Raw genomic sequence first — 22,387 nt, forward strand, 5'->3', positions numbered from 1 at the left:
GCGCGCGGCGGACAAAGAGACGGCCGGTCCGGTTGGGGTCCGGACCGGCCGAAGTGGCTCCTCAGGAGAGGAAGAGGATCAGAACCGCGCGCGCGCGCCGATGTAATACTGGCGTCCGGTGTGGTGATAGACCGACGTGCTCTGGCGCGTCTCGTCGCCCACCCACTGGTGGTTGAACTCGTCCGTCAGGTTGATCGCCTCGAACGTCAGGTCGATGTTGTCGGTCAGCGCGAACGAGGCCGAGGCGTCCAGGTTGAACGTCTCCATCTTGCCTTCCAGCGCATTGCCGTTCCGGCCCGGCACGTTCTGGATGTAGGCGTCCCGCGCCGAGCCCGAGACCCGCGCCGAGAACCGGTCGTCCTCGTAGTAGAGCGTGGCGTTCCACGACTCCGGCGACAGGTTGATCAGGTCCGCCGTGACGAAGGTCGAGCACAGGGCGTCGTTGCAGTAGTCGATCTCGCTCTCGACCCGGGTGTAGTTCAGCTGGACCCCCGTGGCGCCCAGTGGACCGGGCAGGAAGGTGAAGGGCTGCTGGTAGCTGACCTCGAACCCGCTCAGCGGGCCGCCCTCGGTGTTCACCGCGCTGGTCAGCTGAAAGATGGTCGTGGGGCTGCACACGCCGGTGCAGAACGCCGGCGCGAAGGCCGACGGGTTCAGCGCCGTCAGGTCCGTGTACGGCAGGTCCTGCCGCAGGATCTGGATGTAGGTGTCGATCTCCTTGTGGAAGTACGCGAACGACAGCAGGCTTTCGGGCGCGAAGTACCACTCGATCGAGAAGTCGTAGGTGTCGGCCCGGAACGGCTCCAGCTTCACGTTGCCGATCGAGGCGGTGAAGTTGGGACCCGAGGCGTTCAGCGACGTGGTGGGCACCAGGTAGTTGGTGCCCGCCAGGGTGTTGCCGATCTGCGGACGGGCCATGACCTTGGCCGCGCCGAAGCGGACCAGCAGATCGTCCATGGGCTCGAACACGAGGTTCAGCGACGGCAGGGTGTCGGTGTACTCGTGCTCTCCGCTCACCTTGGTGCCGCCGCCGGTCGAGCTGTAGCCCTCGGCGTAGATGCGGGTGTTGGCCTGGCGCACGCCCACGTTGCCGCGGAAGGGCATGCCGAACAGCTCGGCGTTCCAGTCGGCCTGGACGTAGAAGGCCAGGTCCTCCTCCTCGATCGACCGGTTGCCGCCACGGGCGTTGCCGTTGGTGACGCTGGTCAGGCGGAAGTCGCCGCCCGGCACGCCGGTGTCGCAGTTGCAGTAGATGTCGAACAGGCTCGCGATCGCGTTGAGGTCCGGCCGCAGCCAGTTGATCGCCCCACCGGGGATGAGGTCGCGCCCGAAGCCGGTCAGCTGGTTGGAGATGTCGGCCACCGTCGTCCCGCCCGGAAGCACCGGAACGACCGTCTCGTCAGTACGACGAAACTCGTAGGTCGTGGATTCGTAGCTCTTGAAGTTGACTCCGGTCTTCAGCGTCAGCCAGTCCGATGCGTCGAACTCCAGATCGCCCTGCCACGACATGAACAGGTTGTCCGCGCCGTTCGGGCGCATCCGGATCTCCGAGCGCGGCGTCGAGGCCGTGGACGGCCGCCAGGCCCATGCGGCCGGGTCGGACACGTCCATGCCGTAGGTGATGACCGGCGAGTTCATGTTTCCGCGGAAGTCCCAGCCGTAGCCGTCGACGTTGTTGGCATCGAGGGTGACGGTGGTCTGGATCGGGTTCTCGAACGTCGATTCCGCCCGGCCGATGTAGTAGCGGCCGCGCAGGCGGTCGGTGAACTCGTGCTCGGCGGTGAAGCTGATCTGGGTGAACTCGGTAGACAGCACGTCGAAGCGGCTCTCGGAGCGCAGGTCGACGTTGTCGAACAGGCCGTAGACCAGCATGCCGTTCTCGACCGCGGCGTCCCGCACGATCACCTGCGTCTGGCCGCCGGCGGCCGCGTTGCGGCTGAACGACAGGGCTTGCAGGAAGTCCTCCTGACGGGTCGCGTCCAGCTTCGAATACAGCACGTCGACCGAGAACTGCGTCGTGTCGGCCGGACGCCACTGGAACGATCCGGTTACGCCCAGACGCTCCTGCTCGTGCGTCAGCCGGCCATATCGCGGCAGACGCGGGATGAAGACGTTGGCCTGGTTGGCGGTCTGGTAGGCCGCGACGTTGTCGGGCGTGTTCGCCGGTCGCGGCACGCCCGTGGCGCAGTTGGCGGCGTTGGAGCCGTTGGCGCCGCTGTTGCCCGGATTCTGGGGCGCCACGCCCACCGGGCTGCAGAAGCCCCCCGAGCTCCCGGCGCCGACGGCGGGCGCCCAGCGCACGGTGCTGAAGCCTTCTTCCAGCAGGCTGCGCTCGCTGTAGGCGACGGAGATGAGGGCGCCGAATTGATCCTGGTCGCCGAAGGTAGTGCTGGCCAGCACCGCCATGCGCGGATTCCACTGTTCCGACAGGTCGTTGTAGCCGCCTTGGGCCGAGAAGGCGAAGGCCGATCCCGGGTAGTCGAACGGGCGCGACGCCTGCAGATCCACCGTGGCGCCCAGCGAGCCCTCCTCGGTTTCCGCCGCCGCGGTCTTGCGCACGGTGATGGAGTTGAAGAGCTCCGACGCGAAGACGTTGAAGTCGAAGCCGCGGCCCCGGTTGGCGCCGCCGGACGAGTCGGTGCCGCCGGTGGTGGCCTGGGCCTCCATGCCATTGATGCGGGTGCGCGTGAAGTCGGAGCCCAGTCCGCGCACGGTGATCGAGCGCCCCTCGCCGGCGTCACGGTCGATGGCGACGCCCGGGACCCGCTGGATCGCTTCGGCCAGGTTCAGGTCGGGAAAATCGGCGATGTCTTCCGCTACGATGACGTCGACGACCGTCGCCTCCCGGCGCTTGGCGGCCAGACCTGCCGTCAGACTGGCGCGGTAGCCGGTGACCACGATCTCATCGACCTCGGCGTCGGGGTCCTGGACCTGGGCCACGGCCCCGATGACGCCCAGCGTCATGGCCATGGCGATACCGGACCCACCGGCGATCAGGGTGCGACGGAAGGCGCGGGAATCCCCGGCCTGGATGAACTGCGACATATGCCTCCTCCCAATGGGCATACAGGGCGCCGGAGTGACTCCGGTCTATCTGTTTTTGCGGCCCTGCCCTCGGGCACTGCCGTTTGACACCGGTGTCAAATCCGAATGAAATGCGTTCTGACACCGGTATCAATGTGAGCCTAAACCCATGCCTTGCGTTTCGGCAACCCCGTTCTCTCAAGCGCGCCGCCTGTTCGTCGTCATGGGCGTGGTCACCGTTGCCGTTTCCGCACACTCTCCGGCCGAGGCCCAACAGCTCGCCTTCCCGGGAGCGGAGGGCGCCGGCCGTCACGCCGTCGGCGGCCGGGGCGGGCCCGTCCTGAGAGTGACGTCGCTTGAAGATTCCGGGCCGGGAACCCTGCGCGCCGCGCTGGAGACGGCAGGCCCCCGCACCATCGTCTTCGACGTCGGCGGCACCGTCCGTCTCACCTCCCCCCTGGTGATCCGGCACGGCCGGGTCACCGTCGCGGGTCAGACGGCGCCGGGCGGCGGGATCACCCTTCGCGACCAGCCCCTGATCGTAAGAGCCGACGACGTGATCATCCGGCACCTGCGCTCGCGCCTCGGCGACGAGGGCGGCGTCGAGGCCGACGCGGTCTCCATCGAGCGCGGAAGCCGCATCATCCTTGACCACGTCTCTGCCAGCTGGTCGGTGGACGAGACCCTGTCGGTCGGCAGCCGCTACGACCCGCCCGAGCGCGGCATCTACGACGTGACCGTGCAGAACTCGATCATCGCCGAGTCCCTGAACGCCTCGATCCACGGCAAGGGCGAACACGGCTACGGGACCCTGGCCCGCGGCGGGCACGGCGCGCGGATCAGCTTCATCGGCAACCTGTGGGCCAGCCACCGGGCGCGCATGCCCCGACCCGGGAACTACAATCCCCCGACGGTCGACCCGGTCGGCGCGTCGTTCGAGTTCCGCCAGAACGTCTTCTTCAACTGGGGCGGCGACCACGCAGGCTACGACGCCGACACGGACTCGATCTCGACCTACGCCTTCGTCGGCAATGCCTATCTGCCGGGCCCGGACAGTGAGGGTCGGTGGGCTTTCGAGGACTCCAATCCGCTGGCCCGGGCGTGGTTCGAGGGGAACTCCATGGCCGGCGTCGTGCCGGACGATCCGTGGAGCCTCGTCCGGTTCGATGGCGGCCCGGGCGAGCGGCTTGCCGTGCGGCCCGCATGGGTAGGCGTTCCTGACGCCGACCCGTGGGCCGCCGGCGAGCGCGTGCTTTCAAGGGCCGGGGCATGGCCGCGCGATCAGGTCGATGCGCGGGTGACGGTCGGAGTGCGCATAGGCGCCGGCCGCATCATCGACAGCCAGGCGGACGTGGGGGGATGGCCCGAGCTTGCGCCCGGCGTGCCCTGGGTCGACGGCGACGGCGACGGCATGCCGGACGACTGGGAGCGCGCGCTTGGGCTGGATCCGGCGAACGCCGCAGACGGCGGCGCCGATCCCGACGGCGACGGCCACACCAATCTGGAGGACTGGCTGAACAGCCTCGCCTGAACCTCAGCGCGCCATCCAGCCCCCGTCGACGGTCAGGATCGTGCCGTGGACATAGGCCGAGGCGTCCGACGCCAGAAAGACGGCCGCGCCCTTCAGGTCGTCGGGCGAGCCCCAGCGACCCGCCGGGATGCGGGCCAGGATGTCGCGATTGCGGCCTTGGTCCGCGCGCAGGGCCTCGGTGTTGCTGGTGGCGAAATAGCCGGGGGCGATGCCGTTCACGTTGATGCCCTTCGACGCCCATTCGCACGCCAGCAGGCGGGTAAGCCCGGCCAGTCCGCTTTTGGACGCCGTGTAGCTGGGCACCCTTATGCCGCCCTGGAAGCTCAGCATCGAACAGATGTTGATGATCTTGCCGCCGCGCCCGGCTTGGACCCAGGTCCGCGCCACCGCCTGGGAGAGGAAGAAGGCGGACTTCAGGTTCGTGTCCATCACCGCGTCCCAGTCTTGCTCGGTGAACTCCAGGCTGTCGGCGCGGCGGATGATGCCGGCGTTGTTGACGAGGACGTCGATCGCCCCGACGGCGGAGGTCGCCTCGGTCAGCACATCGGCGATCGGCGCCGTCGAGCCCAGATCGGCGGGAATGGCGTGCAGCGCGCGCCCGGCAGCCGCTACCAGTGCGGCGGTCTCCGTCGGCGCCGAGCGGCCCACGGCCACGATGTCGGCGCCGGCCTGGGCCAGACCCACGGCGATGGCCTGGCCGAGCCCGGTGTTGGCGCCGGTGACGAGGGCCGTTCGGCCGGTGAGATCGAACATGGCGCTCACTTCGTTGGATCGGGAAGGCTGACGCGGCGATGGTGCCGGCCGCCGCGGATTGTGCATAGGTAACCGGTGTCATATCTAGACGCAAACGCGCCCGCTTCTCCGCGCGGCGCCGAAAGGACCGTCCATGAAGATCGCCCTGATCATCGAGAACAGCCAGGCCGCCAAGAGCGGGACCGTCCACGCGGCGCTGAAGGCCGTGGCCGAACCGCTGGGGCATCAGGTTCACCACTACGGCATGTATTCCGCCGAGGACGGCGCCTCGCTGACCTACGTCATGAACGGCCTGCTGGCGGGCATCCTTCTGAATTCGGGCGCCGCCGACTTCGTGGTCACCGGCTGCGGCACGGGCACGGGCTCGATGCTGGCGGCCAACGCCATGCCGGGCGTCTTCTGCGGGCTGATCGTCGACCCGACGGACGCCTTCCTGTTCGGCCAGATCAACGACGGCAACGCCATCGCCATGCCCTACGCCAAGGGCTTCGGCTGGGCGGCCGAACTGAACCTGCAGGACTGCTATCGCAAGCTGTTCGAGGGCGATCGCGGACTGGGCTATCCGAAGGAGCGCGCCGAGATCATGCGCCGGAACCGCGGCATCCTGAAGGACCTGAAGGCGGTCACCTGCCACGACATGCTGACGGTGCTGAAGACCGTCGATCCGGACCTGCTGAAGGCTGCGATCGCCGGCGAGCGGTTCGAGGAGCTGTTCTTCGCCAACGCCACCGACGCGGCGATCCGCGATCACCTCAGGACGGTTCTCCAGGTCGCCTGACCGGCTGAGCGTCAGCGGAGAGGGGCGGCCGTCGATTCCCGCTCGACCAGCTGCGGATCGACGGTCGGCTGGTCCAGATCGGCGGGATCGAGGCCGCGCAGCCGGGCGGTCAGCTTCTCCGCCGCCATGCGGCCCATGTCGCGGATCGGCAGGCGCACCGTGGTCAGGTTGGGCCAGACGCGCGACGCCATGGGCAGGTCGTCGAAGCCGACGATGGACAGGTCGCCGGGCACGTCGAGACCGAGGTCTCGGGCGGCCTTCATCACGCCGATCGCCATCTCGTCGTTGCCGGCGAAGATGGCGGTGGGCCGGCGCGTCGAAGCCAGCAGGTCGCGCGCCGCCTGCACCCCCGACTCGAAGGTGTAGGCGCCCTGACGCACCAGATCCGGGGCGAGCTCCAGCCCGTGCTCGGCCAGCCCCTCGCGGAAGCCTCTGCCCCGCTCGTGCGAGGAGCGGAAGCTGTCGGGACCTGAGATGAAGGCGATGCGCCTGTGGCCCAATCCCGCCAGATGGCGCGCCGCCCGCGCCGCTCCGCGGCTGTCGTGGGTGACCACCATCGACCCGGCCTCGTCCAGCGCCACCGAAGCGATCCGGACGTAGGGACAGTCGGCCGCCTTCAGGATCTCCACGACGCGCTCGTCCTCGGACACCGACGGAGGCATCACCACGCCGAACAGCTTCTGGCGCACGACGAAGTTGCGGACGTCGTCGAGGAAGCGCGATGAGGCGCGGTCGCAGGGGTGGACGACCAGTTCCAGCCCCGACCCGCGCACCCCGTCCAGCACGCCCTGCTGCATGTTGACGACGTAGTTGGGGCTCGGGTTGTCGTAGATCATCCCGACGAGGAAGGAGCGCCGGAAGGCGAGGCCGCGGGCCTGCGGATCAGGGGTGTAGCCGTGCTCGGCGATGACCGCCTCGACGCGCCGCCGCGTCTCCTCCTTCACCGAGGGGGAATTGTTGATGACGCGCGAGACGGTCTTCTTGGACACGCGCGCCATACGGGCGATGTCGTTGATCGTGGCGGGCTTGCCACCGGTGCGGGAAGTCTCGCTCACACGTCCGTCTCTCTGGCCGAACGCCGTGCTTAGAGCAGAAGCCGGCGGATGGCGACCCGTCGGTCAGCGGTCGTCGCGATGGACGACTCCGCCCTTCATGACGAAGCGCACCCGCTCCAGCTCGGTCACGTCCTGCAGCGGATCGCCGGAGACGGCGATCAGGTCGGCGGGCATGCCGGGCAACAGGCGGCCGGCCTGGTCGGAAATGCCGAGATGCTCGGCGGCGTTGACCGTGGCGGTCTGGATCGCTTCCAGCGGCGTCAGGCCGGCGCGGACCAGCAGGGCGAACTCCCGGGCGTTGTCGCCGTGACGCGAGACGCCGCTGTCGGTGCCGAACGCGATCCTGACGCCACCGCGATGGGCGCGCGCGGCCATGTCCAGCATCCGGGGGCCGGCCTCCAGCGCCTTGGCCGTCTGGGCCGGCGTGAAGAAGTTGTCCGGCCCCGAGGCGACGCGGGCGACGTAGTCTCCGGCCATCAGCGTCGGCACCAGCCAGGCCCCGTTCTGGCGGAACAGGCGGATCGACTCGTCGTCCAGGTAGGTGCCGTGTTCGATCGAGTCGCCGCCGGCGCGAAGGAAGGCGTTGACGCCGTCGGCGCCGTGAGCGTGCGCGGTGACCTTTCGGCCCATGCGGTGGGCGACCTCGACGATGGCGGCCAGCTCGGCGTCGGTGAACTGCTGGCCAAGGCCCGCCGCGGTGTTGGACAGGACGCCGCCCGTCGAGGTGATCTTGATGACGTCGGCGCCGGCGCGGACCTGGGTGCGGACGGCGCGCATGCAGTCGTCGGGACCCGAGCAGACGGATTCCGACGACAGCACGTGCAGGACGTCCTCGCGGTAGCCGTTGGCGTCGCCGTGGCCGCCGTGGACCGAGACCGAACTGCCCGAGGCCAGGATGCGCGGCCCGATCACGTCGCCGCGGGCCACGCCGTCGCGCAGGGCGAAGATGGCGTCGTTCGGCGCGCCAAGATCGGCCACGGTGGTGAAGCCCGCGAGCAGCGTCCTGCGGGCGTTGCCGGCGCCGACCATGGCCCGGTCCGAGGCGTCCCAGGTCACGGCCTGGAGCCGGGCGTCCGGGTTCTGTTCGCTGGTCAGGTGGACGTGGGAATCGATCAGGCCGGGCAGCACGAAGGCGTCCCGCAGGTCGATGATCTCCCCCTCCCCGACGAAGCCGTCACGGATCTCGACGACCCGGTTCCCGGCGATCACCAAAGTTTTATCGCGCTGCACAACGCCGTTCGACGGGTCCGCAAGCAGGCGGCCGACGTGGACGAACAGGGTTCGCCCGGCGGGCGAAGCGGTCGCGACGGCGGGCGTTTGCTGGGCGAAGGCGGCGCCGGCCAGCACAAGCCAGGCCATCGCGGCGGCGACGATCGATCTCATGGAGCCCCTCCCGGTACGAGGCTTGCACCCTACTCCGTCGCGGGCGTTCGCCAAGGCTCAGGTTGAAACGAACGCCCGGGTTTGAAATGTTCGGAAACAGTCGGTGTAACCGCTACGAGGGCGTCGCATGCGGGTTTCGAGACGGGGGATGATTCTGGGCGGGTCCGCGCTGCTGGCCGGGTGCTCGTCGGCGGCGCAGACCGTGCGTCCGGCGGCGATGCCGCTGGCGGCCGTCGTGGAGGCGCCGGTCGTGGCCGCTCCGGCGATCGAGGTCGTCTCGACGGAGCCCTTCGTCTCTCCCCCGCTGGATCCCCGCGGCGTGGTCCGCAAGGAGCTGATGGAGCGCGCCATGGCGGCGCTGGACATCCACCACGCCCGCATCCCGAACCGCGACCGCATGTACCTGGTCGACTTCAAGCGCCACTCGGGAGAGGAGCGGCTGTACGAGGTCGACCTGCACGCCGGCACGGTGAAGACGCTCCGCACGAGCCACGGCCGCGGCTCGGATCCGTCGCACACCGGCTTTGCCCAGAGCTTCTCCAACGTGCCGGAGAGCTACTGCTCGTCGGTCGGCTCCTATGTGACCGCAGGTCCGTCGTGGGGCCCCGCGCAGGGGCCGAACGTGCTGCTGGACGGGCTGGAGTACTCCAACGACAAGGCCCGCGACCGCGCCATCATCGTGCACGGCGCGGACTATGCCGACCCGGACTTCCTGGCCCGCGAGGGCAAGCTGGGCCGCAGCTACGGCTGCTTCTCGGTGGCCCACGCCGACCTGCCGGCCCTGCGCGAGCGCATGGGCGAGGGCCGGCTTCTGTTCGCCTTCGCCTGAGGTCACTCGTGGCCGTGCGCGGCCTCGTTGATGACCTGACTGGGCATGGACGAGAAGTCTACGCTGACGGGCTGGGCCGCCTTGGCCCGGAAGGTCTTCAACACGTGTTCCAGCCGGCGGCGCACCTCGCGTTCGGCCTCGGTGCCGTCCTGAAGGGCGAGCGGCGCCAGGCAGAAGTCGATGATGGCGGCGGGGTTGCTGAGCGGTTCCATGGGTCCATCTCCGGGGGTCAGTGGGCGGCCGCGAACTGGGCGGCCTCGGTGGAGTCCTTGAGCGCGGTCGTGGAAGACCGGCCCTGCGAGATGACGGTGGCGACGGCGTCGAAGTAGCCGGTGCCGACCTCGCGCTGGTGGCGGGTGGCGGTGTAGCCGGCGGCCTCGTTGGCGAACTCGCGCTGCTGCAGCTCGGAGTAGGCGGCCATGCCGCGGTCGCGGTAGCCCCTGGCGAGCTCGAACATGCCGTTGTTCAGGCTGTGGAAGCCGGCGAGGGTCACGAACTGGAACTTGTAGCCCATGGCGCCCAGCTCGCGCTGGAAGCGGGCGATGGTGTCCTTGTCCAGTTTGGCTTCCCAGTTGAAGGAGGGTGAGCAGTTGTAGGCCATCAGCTTGCCGGGGTGTTCCTTCTGGATGGCCTCGGCGAAGCGGCGGGCGTCGTCCAGATCGGGGTGGCTGGTCTCCCACCACAGGACGTCGGCGACCCTGGCGTAGGCGAGGCCGCGGGCGATGCAGTGGTCGAGGCCCGTCCCGGGCTTGAGCCGGTAGAAGCCCTCCACGGTGCGGTCGTCTCGGTCGATGAAGGGATGATCGCGCTCGTCGACGTCGGAAGTGATCAACTGGGCCGACTCGGCGTCGGTGCGGGCCACCGTCAGCGTGGCCGTGCCCATGACGTCGGCGGCCAGACGCGCGGCGATCAGGTTGCGCTCGTGCTGGGCGGTGGGGATCAGCACCTTACCGCCCAGGTGGCCGCACTTCTTCTCGGAGGCCAGCTGGTCCTCGAAGTGCACGCCGGCGGCGCCCGCCTCGATGAAGGCCTTCATGATCTCGAAGCTGTTCAGGGGGCCGCCGAAGCCGGCCTCGGCGTCGGCGACGATCGGGACGAACCAGTCGCGCTTCGCCCCGCCCTCGGCGTGCTCGATCTGGTCGGCGCGCTGAAGGGTGCGGTTGATGCGGCGGCACAGCTCGGGCGCGGCGTTGGCCGGATACAGCGACTGGTCCGGATACATGGCGCCGGCGGTGTTGGCGTCGGCGGCGACCTGCCAGCCCGACAGGTAGATGGCCTTCAGGCCCGCACGGACCATCTGCATGGCCTGGTTGCCGGTGACGGCGCCGAGGGCGTTCACGTAGTCCTCGGAGTGCAGCAGCTCCCACAGGCGGGCGGCGCCGCGCTGGGCCAGCGTCTGGGCGATGGGGACGGAGCCCCGCAGGCGCAGGACGTCGTCGGGCGTGTAGGGGCGCTCGATGCCGTCGAAGCGGCCCGGAGGGGCGGGGACGAGGTCGGCGAAGTCGGTCATGGTCATCTCGCGGCGCCGCAGGATGCGGCCTGACGGGAGAGGAACACGGAGCGGTCACGAACGACACAGGTGCCGCTCGACCTTTGCGGTCGTTTTGTCATGATATGACATATCTTGTTAAGTCGTATTGTGACACGTTCGACTGATGGACGCGGCCGAGAAGAAGCTGTTCCTGGGCGGCCGGCTGAAGCGGCTGCGGCGGGATCTGGGGCTGACCCAGACGGCGATGGCCGTCGATCTGGGCGTGTCGCCCAGCTATCTGAACCACGTCGAGCGCAACCAGCGGGCCGTGTCGGCGCAGCTCCTGCTGCGGCTGGCCGAGACCTACGACGTCGACCTGAGGGCGCTGGGGCGCGACGGGGCCGCGGACGAGGCGCAGATCCGGGAGGCGCTGGCCGATCCTGTGCTGGCCGGGCTGGACGTTCCGCGCCACGAGATCGTGCAGCTGATCGACGACCAGCCGGCGCTGGCCGAGGCGCTTCTGCGGCTGTTCCGGGCCCACGACGCGCGGCGCACGGCGCAGGCGACGCTGGGACAGGACGCCGTCGAAGGCCCCGCCGACTGGGTGCGCGAGCACGTGCAGGGGCGGCGCAATCATTTCCCCGAACTGGACGCGCTGGGCGAGACGCTGGCGGCGGACCTGGAGGCCGAGGCGCCCGGCGAGCCGTTCGAGTCGCGGGCCCGGGCGCGGTTGAAGGGGCGGCACGACCTGACCGTCCGCACCGTGCCGGCCGAGGTGATGGTGGAGTGGACGCGCCGGTTCGACCCCCACCGAAAGCGCCTGCTGCTGACCGAGACGCTGGGGCCGTCGTCCCGGGCGTTCGCGGTGGCCTATCAGCTGGCGCTGACCGAACACGGCCCCGAGCTGGAAGCCATGGTCGCCGCGGCCGCCCCGCCGGACGAAGGCGCCGGGCGACTGCTGAAGACGGCGCTGACCAACGCCCTGGCCGCGGCCATGCTGATGCCCTACGGGGCTTTCCACGCGCTGGCGGAGGCCACGGGATACGACCTCGGACGGCTGCAGGCGCGGTTCGGCGTCAGCTATGAGCAGGCCGCGCATCGGCTGACCACGCTGTCGCGGCCCGGCGCGCGGGGCGTGCCCTTCTTCCTGATGCGGGTGGACCAGGCGGGGAACGTGTCCAAGCGGTATGCGGCCGACGCCTTTCCGTTCGCCCGGTTCGGCGGGTCGTGCGCGCGCTGGCGGCTGTTCTCGGCCTTCCGCACGCCGGGACGCGTGGTGACGCAGATCGTCGAGACGCCGGACGGCGGACGCTGGTTCACGATGGCGCGGACGGTGGATCGTCAGGGTCATGACGGCTTCGGCGAGGGACAGGACCTGGCGATCGGCCTGGGGTGCGAGCTGCGCCACGCGCCCCGGCTGGCTGCCGCGCGCGGACTGGATCTGGCGGCGCCGCAGGTGACGCCGATCGGCCCGGCCTGTCGTCTGTGCCCACGCCACCCCTGCGCCGAACGGGCGGCCCCGCCGCTGGACCGCCCGCTGGCGGTCGACGACTGGGCCAAGTCCGTGAGCCCGTATCCGTTTCGGGGCGGGTGAAAACGGGAGTGGGAGTCCACAAAAAAAGACTCCCATTTCTTCCACTCAGTCGTCGGCGAGGTCTTCGAGACGCTTGACGCCGAGCGCCGCCGCCGCGTGCCGCTCGATCAGCCGGGCGCGATCGGAGAGCTCGTCCATCCGCTCTCTCGTCTGCCTGCGCTGACGGGAGTCCGCCCGTGCCTCTCCGCCCACCAGTTCGGCGTGCAGGCGACGCCAGCGCATCGCCTCGACGGCGCGGCCCGCTTCCAAGGCCTGCGTCATGCGTCGCCAGGCGAGGTCGGCCGCGTCCGACGCCTCCTGCACCGGGGCCGCCATGTCCAGGGGTTCGGGGGGCGCGACGCGACGATCGCGCCGCAGCCAGTTCTCCTGCCGGGCGCGGCGCCAGAAAGTGGTGGGGGCGAGACCGAGATCCTCGCAGATCATCTTTCCTGTGTATCCGGCGTCATAGAGCTGTCGCGCGACGTCCCACAGATCGTCGCCGGAGATCGGGCCGTCACAGGTCGCGTCGGTCATGCGGGAAGCATGCGGCGCCGCTGCGTCAGAAGCGGACGTGAGAGCCCGGCATGAGCGCGCAGTCCTTCGCCTCAGCCTCGCGGTATCAACACGCCGTCCTCCGGCCTCGCGAGCGGCCGGAGGACGGATTCGTAGGGAGAAGGGCCCGAGATCGCGCGCACCACGGTCCCGTCGGACCGGCTCGAGAAGGCGAAACAGCTCCAGTCGCTCGAGACGCCGGCGAGGAACGCCTTCACCTCCGGATCGCCTCGACGTGTCTCCGGAATGGCCGCCGCCATGTCGGCGAAGGCGTCGGCCCACAGCCGGTAGTAGGCTTCGGCGTCGGCCGACGGGATCAGCAGGTCTTCCGGGTCGCGCCACGCGCCGGAGCGTGAAAGGCGCATTTCGGGCTTGCCCTCGGTGCTCCACTCGCTGGCGCAAAGGGCGTCGCCTTCCCGTTTGAAGGCGCGGGTCCAGCAGAACTTGATCCGGTCGGCGTCCATGCTCCGGGCCTGCGCCTGCAACCGATCCAGCACCGGGAGCACACGCTGGACCGACGGCAGACCGTCGCGACGCCCCCAGTCGATGGCGGTCTGGATCCACGCGATCTCGGTGCCGCCACAGGTCTCGATCACGCCGCGGCGAAAGTCGTAGCGGTCAATGAAAGCACAGCCGTTCTCCACCTCGTCCCAGCTGCACCACCAGCCCTTGCCGAGCACGGCGGGCAGGTCCGCGGCGGAAAGCGGATCAGGACCGACCGAGGCCAGAGCGGCGGAGAGGGCGAGCGCGACGGACATGGGGCGATCCTGCACGGGGCCGGGCGGCGATCAAGGCGGGCGTTCGGCCTGTCTCGCCGCGTCGCTCCTGCCCGGCGCCGCGCGCCACCCTCCCCGCCGGGAGGGAGAGGCGCATGTTCAGCCCAGCGCCGCCCGCGCCGCCGCGAGTTCGTCGGCCATGACCTGTTTCAGCCGCTCCGGCGCGAGGATGGTCACCGAGCCCGACCAGGTGAAGAGGTGCCAGGCGAGCTCGCGCATGCCCGAGGCGGTGAAGCGGACGATCACGCCGCCGTCGGGCTGGTCCTCCAGCGTCTGGGTGGGGTGCCAGCGCCAGGCGCGGGCTTCCTCGGCCTTCTCGCCGGGGGCCACCCTGAGCACGACGTCCTCGACCGCGTCCTGATAGATGCCGAAACTGCGGGCGGCGAAGGCGCCGAGGTCGAAGTCGGCGGGGGGCGGGGCGGTCCCCTCCTCCGCGCGGACGGCGGCCATCCGGTCGAGGCGGAAGGTCTGGATCTTGCCGGACGTCAGGTCGGCGGCGACCAGATAGTTGGCGCGGCCGAACATCAGGCCGCAGGCCGCGACGGTGCGGCGGCGCGCCTCGGCGCCCGGGCGGCTGTAGGTGAAGCCCAGCGGGCGCTGGGCCAGCACGGCCTGGCGGATCTCGGCCAGCACGGCCTCGTCCGACGAGGGGCGGGGGCCGGCCTGGACGGCCAGGGTTTCGGCGCGCATCAGCGCCTCCTGATCCGGGGCGATGCGGGTCAGGACCGAGGCGCGCATGGCGGCCTTGATCTTGCGTTCCAGACTTTCGAGGGCGGCGGCGCGGGCGGGTTCCCCGGTCGCGCGAAGGCCCTGCGCAGCGCGGGACAGTTCGACCAGCTCGGGCATGGTCGGCGCCTGCTCGAAGCCGGACAGGCCGCCGCGGATGCGCCAGCGCTTGGTCGGAGGGTCGGAGACTTCCTCGGCCAGCGGATACAGCGCCATGACCGCGTCGCGCATGCGCTCGACCGTGCGGCGGCCGACGCCCATTTCCTGAGCCATCTCGTCCAGCGTCAGGCCCTCGGCCGACGCCGCCATGCGCCGCGCCAGTTCAAGGACCAGACCCGCCTTCTCATGCCGCATGGGCGCCTCGGTACACTACGACCGTTTCTGACGCAACGCCGCTTCATAAGGGTCCCATCGACACGTCGCCCCCGAGCCGGAGACCTCGCCAATGACCGCCTTCCACCCCCAAGCCGCCGTCGCCGAAGCCCGCTACATGGTCGTCCCGTGCGAGGGCCGGTCGAAAGATCTGGCCGTGATCTGGGACCGTCTGGAGGAGCAGGTGGTCGACGTCATCGACCGCCGCGCCGTCGCGCGCTGGACCGAGGAGGACGCCCTGTGGGACGAGGGTCGCGCCGCGCTGGACTCCGAGCCGATGCGTATGGCGGCGTGATCCGGGCCTTGCCCCCGCGGCGCCCGCCCGGTAGCCGGAGGGCATGACGGACACGATCAAGACCCTGGACGGCGCGCAGGCCGTGAACGCCGCGGTGGCCGCCTTCAAGGCGCGGGACCGGGACGCTTGCGCGGCCCTGCTGGCGCGGGCGATCCAGGCGGACCCGCCGCTGGGCGTGAAGTGGATGTCCGTGTCGCGCATGGCGGACTCCATCGGCGAGGTGAGCATCGCCCTGGCGGCCGCGCGCCGCGCCATCGCGGCGGCGCCGACGCCCGAGCACCGCCAGGCCTATGCCAACATGCTGAGCCAGAACGGACGGCCGGAAGAGGCGATGCGAGAGGCCAGGGCGCTGGTCCGCGAGCGGCCGAACGACCCGTCGGCGCTGCATTTCCTCGCCACCATCCACGTGCAGTTCGGCGAGGAGGAGGAGGCGACCGCCCTCCTGCGCCGCATCCTGGACCTGCCGACGGTGGCCATGGGGGCGGAGAACGCCTGGGCCGTGCTGGCCGGGATCAAGAAGTTCACGCCCGGCGATCCGGACATCCCGGCGATGGAGGCCCTGCTGGCGCGCATCGGCACGGCGCCCGAGCGGCGCATGAGCCGGGTCGTGCTGCTGTACGCCCTGGGCAAGGCCTATGACGACACGGACCAGGTCGACCGGGCCTTCGACGCCTTCGCCGAGGCGGGGCGGCTGCAGATGCCGGACAGCCACTACAATCCGGACGAGGCCGACCGCTTCGTCGACGAGGTGACCGGCGGCTATGACCGCGCCTTCATCGACGGCCTGCCGAAGAGCGACGAGGCGAGCGACCGCCCGATCCTGGTGCTGGGCCTGCCGCGGTCGGGGACCACCCTGGTCGAGCAGATCCTGGTCAGCCACTCGGCCGTGCACGACGGCGCCGAGGTGCAGGTGTTCCGCCACGCGGCGATGAACATCCCGGGATACACGCCGTCGACTGTGCGGGAGGTCTTCTCGCGGCCGGGGGGCGAGACCCTGGCCGGCCGGATCGCGCGGTCGTACCTGCACCTGCTGGACGAGCGGTTCGGCAAGGCGGGGCGCGTCGTCGACAAGAGCCTGAGCCAGACGCGGTTCCTGGGCCTGATCCACCAGTGCCTGCCGAACGCGAAATTCATCTGGCTGCGGCGCCACCCGGCGGGGATCGCCTGGTCCTGCTTCCGGACGCGGTTCGTCCGGGGCGCGGACTGGACGCGGTCGCTGGAGCACATCGGCCGGCATTTCCGCGGCGAGGACCGGCTGCACGCGCACTGGACGAAGGTGCTGCCGCCCGGAACGCTGCTGACCGTGCCCTATGAGGAACTGGTGGCCGACCCGGACAGGTGGATGCGGAAGATCCTCGACCACGTCGGCCTGCCGTGGGAGGACCAGGTGCGGGACTTCCACAAGACCGACCGGGCCGTGACCACCGCCAGCTTCGCCCAGGTGAGGAAGCCGCTGTACTCGAAGTCGGCGACGGCGTGGAAGCGGTACGAGGACCGGCTGAAGCCGTTCTTCGACGCCTATGAGGGGCGCTAGGTCGGGTATTTCCGGGCCATGGCGGCCCAGGTGGTGGCGGCCAGTTCGCGCAGGACGTCGAGGTCCACGTCCGCCAGCTTGTTGACGTACAGGCAGGCGACCGAGGTCTTGTGCTTGCCCAGCTTCGCCAGCAGCGGCGCGACGTCGGGCGAGCCGGACAGGACGTAGAGCGACAGGTTGGCCTTGCGCGGCGAAAAGCCGATGCGCGGCCAGTCGCCGGTGGGGGAGCGGTAGCTGCCGAAGCCGACGATGGCGTCGCCCCACATGACCGGCGGCTGACCCGAGACCTCCTGCAGCATGCGGCACACCACCTCGGCGTCGGCGCGGCGCGTCGGATGCTCGATCGAGGCGATGAAGTCGGCGACCGGGACGTCGGTGGGGCGGGTCTTGGGTTCGGCGGCCATGGGTCAGGTCTCCGCGGGGACGCCCGATCCTAGCAGACCACGGCGGCCGCGGCGTCACCGCACGCGCGGACGATTTCCGTTTCGGACGCGCGGCCCTCGTAGACCGTGGTCTCCCGGGCCGGAACGCCGAGGAACTCCAGGATGTGATCGTAGCCGCCGTCGCGGGTCAGCGTGTTGTGGTCGGAGCCGATCATGCGGACGAACCGCTTCGGGGGACGGGCCAGATCGTAGAGCGCGCGGCCCTGCGCGAAGGGGACCACCGTATCGCGGTCGCCGTGCAGGACGAGCAGGGGCATACGGACCCGGTCGATCCGGTCCCGCGACAGGAACCGGTCCTGCATCAGCAGGTGGACGGGCGCCCACGGATAGGCCCGGGCCGCGACGTCGGACGCGGACGTGAATGGAGCCTCCAGCACCAGCGCCCGCGCCGGGCGTTCGCTCGCGAGGCGGGTCGCAACGCCGGTGCCCAGAGAGAAGCCGTGGATGACGAGGTCGGAAGGCGGCACGCGCGCGGTGATCCAAGCGTAGGCCGCGCGGGCGTCCTGATGCAGGCCCGCCTCGGTCGGCCGACCGGTCGAACCGTCGTAGCCGCGATAGGCGACGGCGAGGACACCGACGCCGGCGTCCGACAGACGGGTCCATCGGCCCCGCTGCATGGCCAGCCCGGCCGCGTTGCCGTTGAAGAACAGTATGGTCGGGCGCCCGTCTTGGGCCGGCAGCCACCAGCCGACGAGGGTCTCGCCGTCGGTGGTCCGGAAGCGGACGATCTGGATCGGAGGGCCGTCGCGATCCGGCCCGGCCCCCGCCGCGACCGGGTGGTAGAGCAGGCTGCGCTGGTTGACGTACAGCAGGCCGATCACGGTCAAGTAGGCGACCGCCACGGCACCGGCGACGCCGAGAAGTGAACGCCAGCGACGATGGGATGGGGAAGCCACGCCCCTAAAGCCCCTTCACGATCCCCTCGACCATCTTCTTGGCGTCGGCGAAGAGCATCATGGTGTTGTCGCGGAAGAAGAGCTCGTTCTCGACGCCCGCGTAGCCGGCGGCCATGCCGCGTTTGACGAACAGGACGGTGCCGGCCTTCTCGACGTCGAGGATGGGCATGCCGTAGATGGCGCTGGTCGGGTCGGTCTTGGCGGCGGGGTTGGTGACGTCGTTGGCGCCGATGACGAAGGCGACGTCGCACGAGGCGAACTCGGCGTTGATGTCCTCCAGCTCGAAGACCTCGTCATAGGGGACGTTGGCCTCGGCCAGCAGGACGTTCATGTGGCCCGGCATGCGGCCGGCGACGGGGTGGATGGCGTATTTCACCTCGACCCCCTCCTCCTTCAGCTTGTCGGCCATTTCGCGCAGCGCGTGCTGGGCCTGGGCCACGGCCATGCCGTAGCCGGGGACGATGATGACCTTGGAGGCGTTCTTCATGATGAAGGCGGCGTCGTCGGCCGAGCCCTGCTTGACCGGGCGCGTCTCGACATGGCCGGAGGCGCCGGCGGCCGCGTCGCCGCCGAAGCCGCCCAGGATCACGCTGAAGAAGCTGCGGTTCATCCCCTTGCACATGATGTAGCTGAGGATGGCGCCCGAGCTGCCCACCAAAGCCCCGGTGATGATCAGGGCGATGTTCTCCAGGGTGAAGCCCAGCGCGGCGGCGGCCCAGCCGGAGTAGGAGTTCAGCATCGACACCACGACGGGCATGTCGGCGCCGCCGATGGGGATGATCAGGGTGGCGCCGAGGATCAGCGCGATCAGGAAGACGCCCCAGAAGGCCCAGGTCGCCGAACCCTGCGTTCCGATCAGGATGCCGATCAGGAAGACCAGCCCCAGCGCCAGACCTATGTTGATCAGGTGGCGCGCGGGCAGAAGGATCGGCGCGCCGGACATGTTGCCGTTCAGCTTGGCGAAGGCGATGACCGAGCCGGTGAAGGTGATCGCGCCGATGGCGACGCCGAGGCTGAGCTCGACCAGCGACAGGGTCTTGATGCCGCCGTCGGCGGTGGCGATGCCGAAGGCGTCGGGGGCATAGACGGCGCCGACCGCGACCAGACAGGCGGCCATGCCGACCAGACTGTGGAAGGCGGCAACCAGCTGGGGCATCTGGGTCATCTGCACCCGCGCGGCGATCAGGGCCCCCGCTCCGCCGCCGACGATGACTCCGCCGGCGATCAGGCCCAGCGTCAGCGGGTCCAGCGCGCCGGTCGTCCAGACCGTGCCCAACGCCACCGCGGCGGCGATGGCCATGCCGATCATGCCGTAGGTGTTGCCCCGACGGCTGGTCTCCGGACTGGAGAGGCCGCGCAGGCTGAGGATGAACAGGACGCCGGAGGCCAGATAGGCCAGGGCCGCGACGGAAGCGTTCATGCCGTCCCTCTCCTCATTCTATCGACCCAGCCGCGTGCGGTTCAGCCGCCACAGGGCGGCGGCGATGAACAGGGGGCCGAGGAAGACCATGGCCCAGTCGAAGGCGTTCATCGGCTCGGTCTTGACCAGCAGCCAGGTCAGGACGGCCGAGAAGACCAGCACCACGCCGCAGTCGTAGAGCCGCATCCGGGTGATGGCGCAGTCGCAGCGCCACGCCATCCAGACCCACAGGCCCAGACCCGCCACGGCGGACAGCCAGGCGGCGCCGACGGCGAGGCGGACCGGGTCCAGCGTCATGCCCTGGCGGCCTCCGGCTTCGGCCGTTCCTTCTTGCGGTACATGGCCAGCATGCGGCGCGTGACCATGAAGCCGCCGAAGATGTTGACGCTGGCCAGGGTCACGGCGGCGACGCCGGCGCCCTTGGCGACCCAGGCGTTGGCGCCCGTGGCGTCGCCGCTCATGGCCGCCGCGGCGATCAGGCCGCCGACGACGATGACGCTGGAGATGGCGTTGGTCACGGCCATCAGCGGCGTGTGCAGCGCCGGCGTGACCGACCAGACGACGTAGTAGCCGACGAAGATCGCCAGCACGAAGATGGCCAGGCGGAAGACGGTGGGGTCGACGTGTTCCATCTCAGCCTTCCCGCTGTCTGCGTTTCATCTTGATGGTCCTTGCGGTGCAGTCACCCACGATCCCTACACCAAGCAACCCTGCGGCCCAGTTGAGCAGGGTCGTGCCTCCAAGGGCCATCTTGGTAAGCTGCCAAGAAATGATCGACACGAGCAGGAGGCCTACGCCCGCCCACAGAACAAGCTGCGCAAGCTTGGCGAGGCGGTCGAGTTGACGATCGCTGAGCGTCATCCCCGTACCCCCTCATGCACCACCGCGCCGCCGTGGGTGACGACGGCGGCTTTCAGGATCTCGTCTTCCAGATCGACCGCCAGCTCCCCGTCCTTGACCAGCAGGCCGAGGAAGGCGGTCAGGTTGCGGGCGTAGAGGGCGCTGGCGTCCGAGGCGATGCGGCCCGGCAGGTTGGACCAGCCGACGATCTGGACGCCGTTGGGGGTGGTGACGACCTCGCCCGGCTTCGCGCCCTCGACGTTGCCGCCGTTGTCGACGGCCAGATCGACGATCACGGAGCCGGGCTTCATGGAGGCGACATGGGCGGCGGTGATCAGGCGGGGCGCCGGGCGGCCGGGGATCAGGGCGGTGGTGATCACCACGTCCTGCTTGACGATGTGCGAGGCGGTCAGCTCGGCCTGTTTGGCCTGATACTCCGCGGACATCGGCTTTGCATACCCGGCGGCGGTTTCGGCGGCCTTGAATTCCTCGTCCTCGACGGCGACGAATTTGGCGCCGAGGCTCTCGACCTGCTCCTTGGCGGCGGGGCGGACGTCGGTGGCGGTGACGACCGCGCCCAGACGTCGCGCGGTGGCGATGGCCTGAAGCCCCGCGACGCCCGCGCCCATGACGAAGACCTTGGCGGCCGCGACGGTGCCGGCGGCGGTCATCATCATGGGGAAGCCGCGGCCGTAGCTGTGCGCCGCCTCGATGACCGCGCGATAGCCGGCCAGGTTCGCCTGCGACGACAGGGCGTCCATGACCTGGGCGCGGGTGATGCGGGGCACGAACTCCATGGCGAAGGCGGTGGCGTTCGCCTTGGCCAGTGCGGCGACGCCATCCTTCTCGCGATATGCGTCCAACAGGGCGACGACGACGGCGCCGGGCTTCAGGGCGCTGATCTCCTGGGCCGTGGGGCCGCGGACCTTCAACAGGACGTCGGCGTGGGACAGGACGGCCTTGGTGTCGGCGGCGACGGTCGCGCCGGCGGCCGTGAACTCAGCGTCGGGGATGGAGGAGCCGAGACCGGCGCCGGCCTCGACCGTCACTGTGCAGCCCAGCGCGGTCAGCTTCTTCACGGCGTCGGGGGTGACGGCGCAGCGGGTCTCGCCGTCGCGGCGCTCGCGGGTCACGGCCAGGGCGACGGTCAAGCGAATCCCCTCCCCTCAGGTCAGGGGATGGACGTTAGGCCGGTTTGTGAAGGGGCGTAAAGCGGCGCTCAGTGCGCCTTCTTCTTCTCGCGCAGCAGGAAGACGCCCAGCACGACGAGGACGATGGCCGAGAAGAACGAGGTGAAGAAGTTGCCCGTCGACAGGATCAGGGTCGTGAACAGGATCACGGCCACGGTGCCCAGCGAGCCCCACTTGGTCAGCATCATGACGAGGTGGAAGGTCGAGACCTGCTCGGAGATCTCCTGCGTGCCGCGCTGGTAGTCGCCGGAAGCGTGCGGGTCGGCCATGTCGTCGGGTCCTGGGCGAAACGGAATCTGGCGGCCCTCATAGCGGCCGGGGGCCCGGCGCTCAAGTCAGCCGTCGGCCAGCGACTGGAGCAGATCGGCGAGGCGGTCGCGCAGCAGTTCGCAATGCTCCTGCGACAGGGTCTGGGGGCCGCCGGTCATCTCGCGGCCGATGGACATGCCCATCAGCAGGCCGGCCATGAGCCGGGCGCGGACCGGGGCGTCGTCGCCGCCCAGCCAGTCGGTCAGGGGCTGCATGAAGTCCTGGACGCAGGAGCGCTGGACGACCTCCAGCGCCTTGGCCGAGCCGAGGGAGCGCAGGATGATGGAGAGACCCTGCATCTTGCCCGGCTTCTTGGCGGCGCCGAAGACCAGCTGGTCGGCGATGCGGCGGCCGAAGTCGGCGCGGTCGCCCTCCCAGAAATGCTCGCCGTCGAAGCAGGAGTCGATGGCGGCCTCGAAGAGCTGTTCCTTGGAGCCGAAGTAGCGGACCACCAGGGCGGCGTCGATGCCGACGTCGCCGGCCACGTCGCGCATGCCGACGTCGTCGTAGCCGTCGCGCGCGAACCGCTTCACCGCCGCGTCGAGCAGGGCCGCGCGCGTCGCCAGCGAATTCCGCATCCGTGGGCCGCAAACGAAGGTCAAATCCGTCTTCTCCGAAGGCCCCTGATCCTACATGG

24 protein-coding genes are annotated in these 22,387 nt (G+C 69.9%); 6 read left to right on the forward strand and 18 right to left on the reverse strand.

What is annotated here, in order from left to right:
- Positions 1-78: 78 nt before the first annotated feature.
- Positions 79-3,045 carry a TonB-dependent receptor gene (locus tag EFJ44_RS13350; RefSeq protein ID WP_206426923.1) on the reverse strand — a complete coding sequence of 989 codons (2,967 nt, stop codon included), beginning with the start codon at positions 3,043-3,045 and terminating at the stop codon, positions 79-81.
- Positions 3,046-3,370: 325 nt separating this feature from the next.
- On the opposite strand from EFJ44_RS13350, the gene EFJ44_RS13355 reads away from it, so the two are divergent.
- On the forward strand, positions 3,371-4,555 hold the full coding sequence (locus EFJ44_RS13355; RefSeq protein ID WP_125257725.1) for a pectate lyase: 1,185 nt from the start codon (positions 3,371-3,373) through the stop codon (positions 4,553-4,555).
- 3 nt (positions 4,556-4,558) lie between these two features.
- Here EFJ44_RS13355 and kduD read toward each other — a convergent pair whose 3' ends face one another.
- Entirely contained in the window at positions 4,559-5,308 is a 750-nt protein-coding gene (kduD, locus tag EFJ44_RS13360; RefSeq protein WP_420897399.1) for a 2-dehydro-3-deoxy-D-gluconate 5-dehydrogenase KduD, read from the reverse strand.
- A 133-nt stretch (positions 5,309-5,441) separates the two neighbouring features.
- Here kduD and EFJ44_RS13365 point away from each other — a divergent pair, with 133 nt between their 5' ends.
- Complete coding sequence (locus EFJ44_RS13365; RefSeq protein ID WP_125257727.1) at positions 5,442-6,086, forward strand: RpiB/LacA/LacB family sugar-phosphate isomerase; 645 nt, start codon at positions 5,442-5,444, stop codon at positions 6,084-6,086.
- Positions 6,087-6,097: 11 nt separating this feature from the next.
- Here the strand turns inward: EFJ44_RS13365 and EFJ44_RS13370 are convergent, their stop codons facing one another.
- Positions 6,098-7,141, reverse strand: a complete 1,044-nt coding sequence (locus tag EFJ44_RS13370) for a LacI family DNA-binding transcriptional regulator (protein ID WP_277596102.1) — start codon at positions 7,139-7,141, stop codon at positions 6,098-6,100.
- Between the two features lie 63 nt (positions 7,142-7,204).
- Complete coding sequence (locus tag EFJ44_RS13375; protein WP_125257728.1) at positions 7,205-8,524, reverse strand: metal-dependent hydrolase family protein; 1,320 nt, start codon at positions 8,522-8,524, stop codon at positions 7,205-7,207.
- A gap of 127 nt (positions 8,525-8,651) precedes the next feature.
- Between EFJ44_RS13375 and EFJ44_RS13380 the strand changes: the two genes are divergently transcribed.
- Complete coding sequence (locus EFJ44_RS13380) at positions 8,652-9,353, forward strand: murein L,D-transpeptidase catalytic domain family protein (RefSeq protein ID WP_125257729.1); 702 nt, start codon at positions 8,652-8,654, stop codon at positions 9,351-9,353.
- Between the two features lie 2 nt (positions 9,354-9,355).
- Here the strand turns inward: EFJ44_RS13380 and EFJ44_RS13385 are convergent, their stop codons facing one another.
- Positions 9,356-9,565 (reverse strand): hypothetical protein, encoded by a 210-nt coding sequence (locus EFJ44_RS13385; RefSeq protein WP_125257730.1) that lies wholly within the window; start codon positions 9,563-9,565, stop codon positions 9,356-9,358.
- A gap of 17 nt (positions 9,566-9,582) precedes the next feature.
- On the reverse strand, positions 9,583-10,863 hold the full coding sequence (gene aceA / locus EFJ44_RS13390) for an isocitrate lyase (RefSeq protein WP_125257731.1): 1,281 nt from the start codon (positions 10,861-10,863) through the stop codon (positions 9,583-9,585).
- Between the two features lie 145 nt (positions 10,864-11,008).
- Here aceA and EFJ44_RS13395 point away from each other — a divergent pair, with 145 nt between their 5' ends.
- Positions 11,009-12,418 (forward strand): helix-turn-helix domain-containing protein, encoded by a 1,410-nt coding sequence (locus EFJ44_RS13395; RefSeq protein WP_125257732.1) that lies wholly within the window; start codon positions 11,009-11,011, stop codon positions 12,416-12,418.
- A 45-nt stretch (positions 12,419-12,463) separates the two neighbouring features.
- Here the strand turns inward: EFJ44_RS13395 and EFJ44_RS13400 are convergent, their stop codons facing one another.
- The 3 genes from EFJ44_RS13400 to EFJ44_RS13410 all read right to left on the reverse strand — a co-directional run bounded on the left by EFJ44_RS13400 (position 12,464) and on the right by EFJ44_RS13410 (position 14,805).
- Positions 12,464-12,931, reverse strand: a complete 468-nt coding sequence (locus EFJ44_RS13400) for a hypothetical protein (RefSeq protein WP_125257733.1) — start codon at positions 12,929-12,931, stop codon at positions 12,464-12,466.
- Positions 12,932-13,002: 71 nt separating this feature from the next.
- Positions 13,003-13,707, reverse strand: a complete 705-nt coding sequence (locus EFJ44_RS13405) for a hypothetical protein (protein WP_125257734.1) — start codon at positions 13,705-13,707, stop codon at positions 13,003-13,005.
- A gap of 117 nt (positions 13,708-13,824) precedes the next feature.
- A complete protein-coding gene (locus EFJ44_RS13410) occupies positions 13,825-14,805 on the reverse strand; it encodes a helix-turn-helix transcriptional regulator (RefSeq protein WP_125257735.1) in 981 nt (326 codons plus the stop codon).
- 91 nt (positions 14,806-14,896) lie between these two features.
- On the opposite strand from EFJ44_RS13410, the gene EFJ44_RS13415 reads away from it, so the two are divergent.
- Complete coding sequence (locus EFJ44_RS13415) at positions 14,897-15,118, forward strand: hypothetical protein (RefSeq protein ID WP_125257736.1); 222 nt, start codon at positions 14,897-14,899, stop codon at positions 15,116-15,118.
- Between the two features lie 43 nt (positions 15,119-15,161).
- Entirely contained in the window at positions 15,162-16,652 is a 1,491-nt protein-coding gene (locus EFJ44_RS13420; RefSeq protein WP_125257737.1) for a tetratricopeptide repeat-containing sulfotransferase family protein, read from the forward strand.
- On the opposite strand, the gene EFJ44_RS13425 is transcribed toward EFJ44_RS13420, so the two are convergent.
- From EFJ44_RS13425 to EFJ44_RS13465, 9 genes are all read right to left on the reverse strand, one after another.
- Positions 16,649-17,056: a DUF1801 domain-containing protein gene (locus tag EFJ44_RS13425; protein WP_125257738.1), complete on the reverse strand. Its 408-nt coding sequence runs from the start codon at positions 17,054-17,056 to the stop codon at positions 16,649-16,651. The two genes, EFJ44_RS13420 and EFJ44_RS13425, sit on opposite strands and share 4 nt — an antisense overlap.
- A gap of 29 nt (positions 17,057-17,085) precedes the next feature.
- Positions 17,086-17,937 carry an alpha/beta hydrolase gene (locus tag EFJ44_RS13430; protein WP_241209813.1) on the reverse strand — a complete coding sequence of 284 codons (852 nt, stop codon included), beginning with the start codon at positions 17,935-17,937 and terminating at the stop codon, positions 17,086-17,088.
- Between the two features lie 58 nt (positions 17,938-17,995).
- Positions 17,996-19,411, reverse strand: coding sequence for an NAD(P)(+) transhydrogenase (Re/Si-specific) subunit beta (locus EFJ44_RS13435; RefSeq protein ID WP_125257740.1), 1,416 nt, complete (start codon positions 19,409-19,411; stop codon positions 17,996-17,998).
- A gap of 18 nt (positions 19,412-19,429) precedes the next feature.
- Positions 19,430-19,708 (reverse strand): hypothetical protein, encoded by a 279-nt coding sequence (locus EFJ44_RS13440; RefSeq protein WP_125257741.1) that lies wholly within the window; start codon positions 19,706-19,708, stop codon positions 19,430-19,432.
- A complete protein-coding gene (locus EFJ44_RS13445; RefSeq protein ID WP_125257742.1) occupies positions 19,705-20,043 on the reverse strand; it encodes an NAD(P) transhydrogenase subunit alpha part 2 in 339 nt (112 codons plus the stop codon). The genes EFJ44_RS13440 and EFJ44_RS13445 overlap by 4 nt, the downstream gene beginning before the upstream one ends.
- Position 20,044: 1 nt before the next feature.
- Positions 20,045-20,272, reverse strand: a complete 228-nt coding sequence (locus EFJ44_RS13450) for a hypothetical protein (RefSeq protein ID WP_125257743.1) — start codon at positions 20,270-20,272, stop codon at positions 20,045-20,047.
- Positions 20,269-21,402 (reverse strand): Re/Si-specific NAD(P)(+) transhydrogenase subunit alpha, encoded by a 1,134-nt coding sequence (locus EFJ44_RS13455; RefSeq protein WP_125257744.1) that lies wholly within the window; start codon positions 21,400-21,402, stop codon positions 20,269-20,271. The genes EFJ44_RS13450 and EFJ44_RS13455 overlap by 4 nt, the downstream gene beginning before the upstream one ends.
- A gap of 68 nt (positions 21,403-21,470) precedes the next feature.
- Positions 21,471-21,710 carry an aa3-type cytochrome c oxidase subunit IV gene (locus tag EFJ44_RS13460; protein ID WP_125257745.1) on the reverse strand — a complete coding sequence of 80 codons (240 nt, stop codon included), beginning with the start codon at positions 21,708-21,710 and terminating at the stop codon, positions 21,471-21,473.
- 66 nt (positions 21,711-21,776) lie between these two features.
- Entirely contained in the window at positions 21,777-22,328 is a 552-nt protein-coding gene (locus EFJ44_RS13465; protein ID WP_125257746.1) for a TetR/AcrR family transcriptional regulator, read from the reverse strand.
- Positions 22,329-22,387 lie beyond the last annotated feature (59 nt).

This window comes from Brevundimonas fluminis (genome assembly GCF_003934285.1).
In the GTDB taxonomy this organism is placed as follows: Bacteria; Pseudomonadota; Alphaproteobacteria; order Caulobacterales; family Caulobacteraceae; genus Brevundimonas; species Brevundimonas fluminis.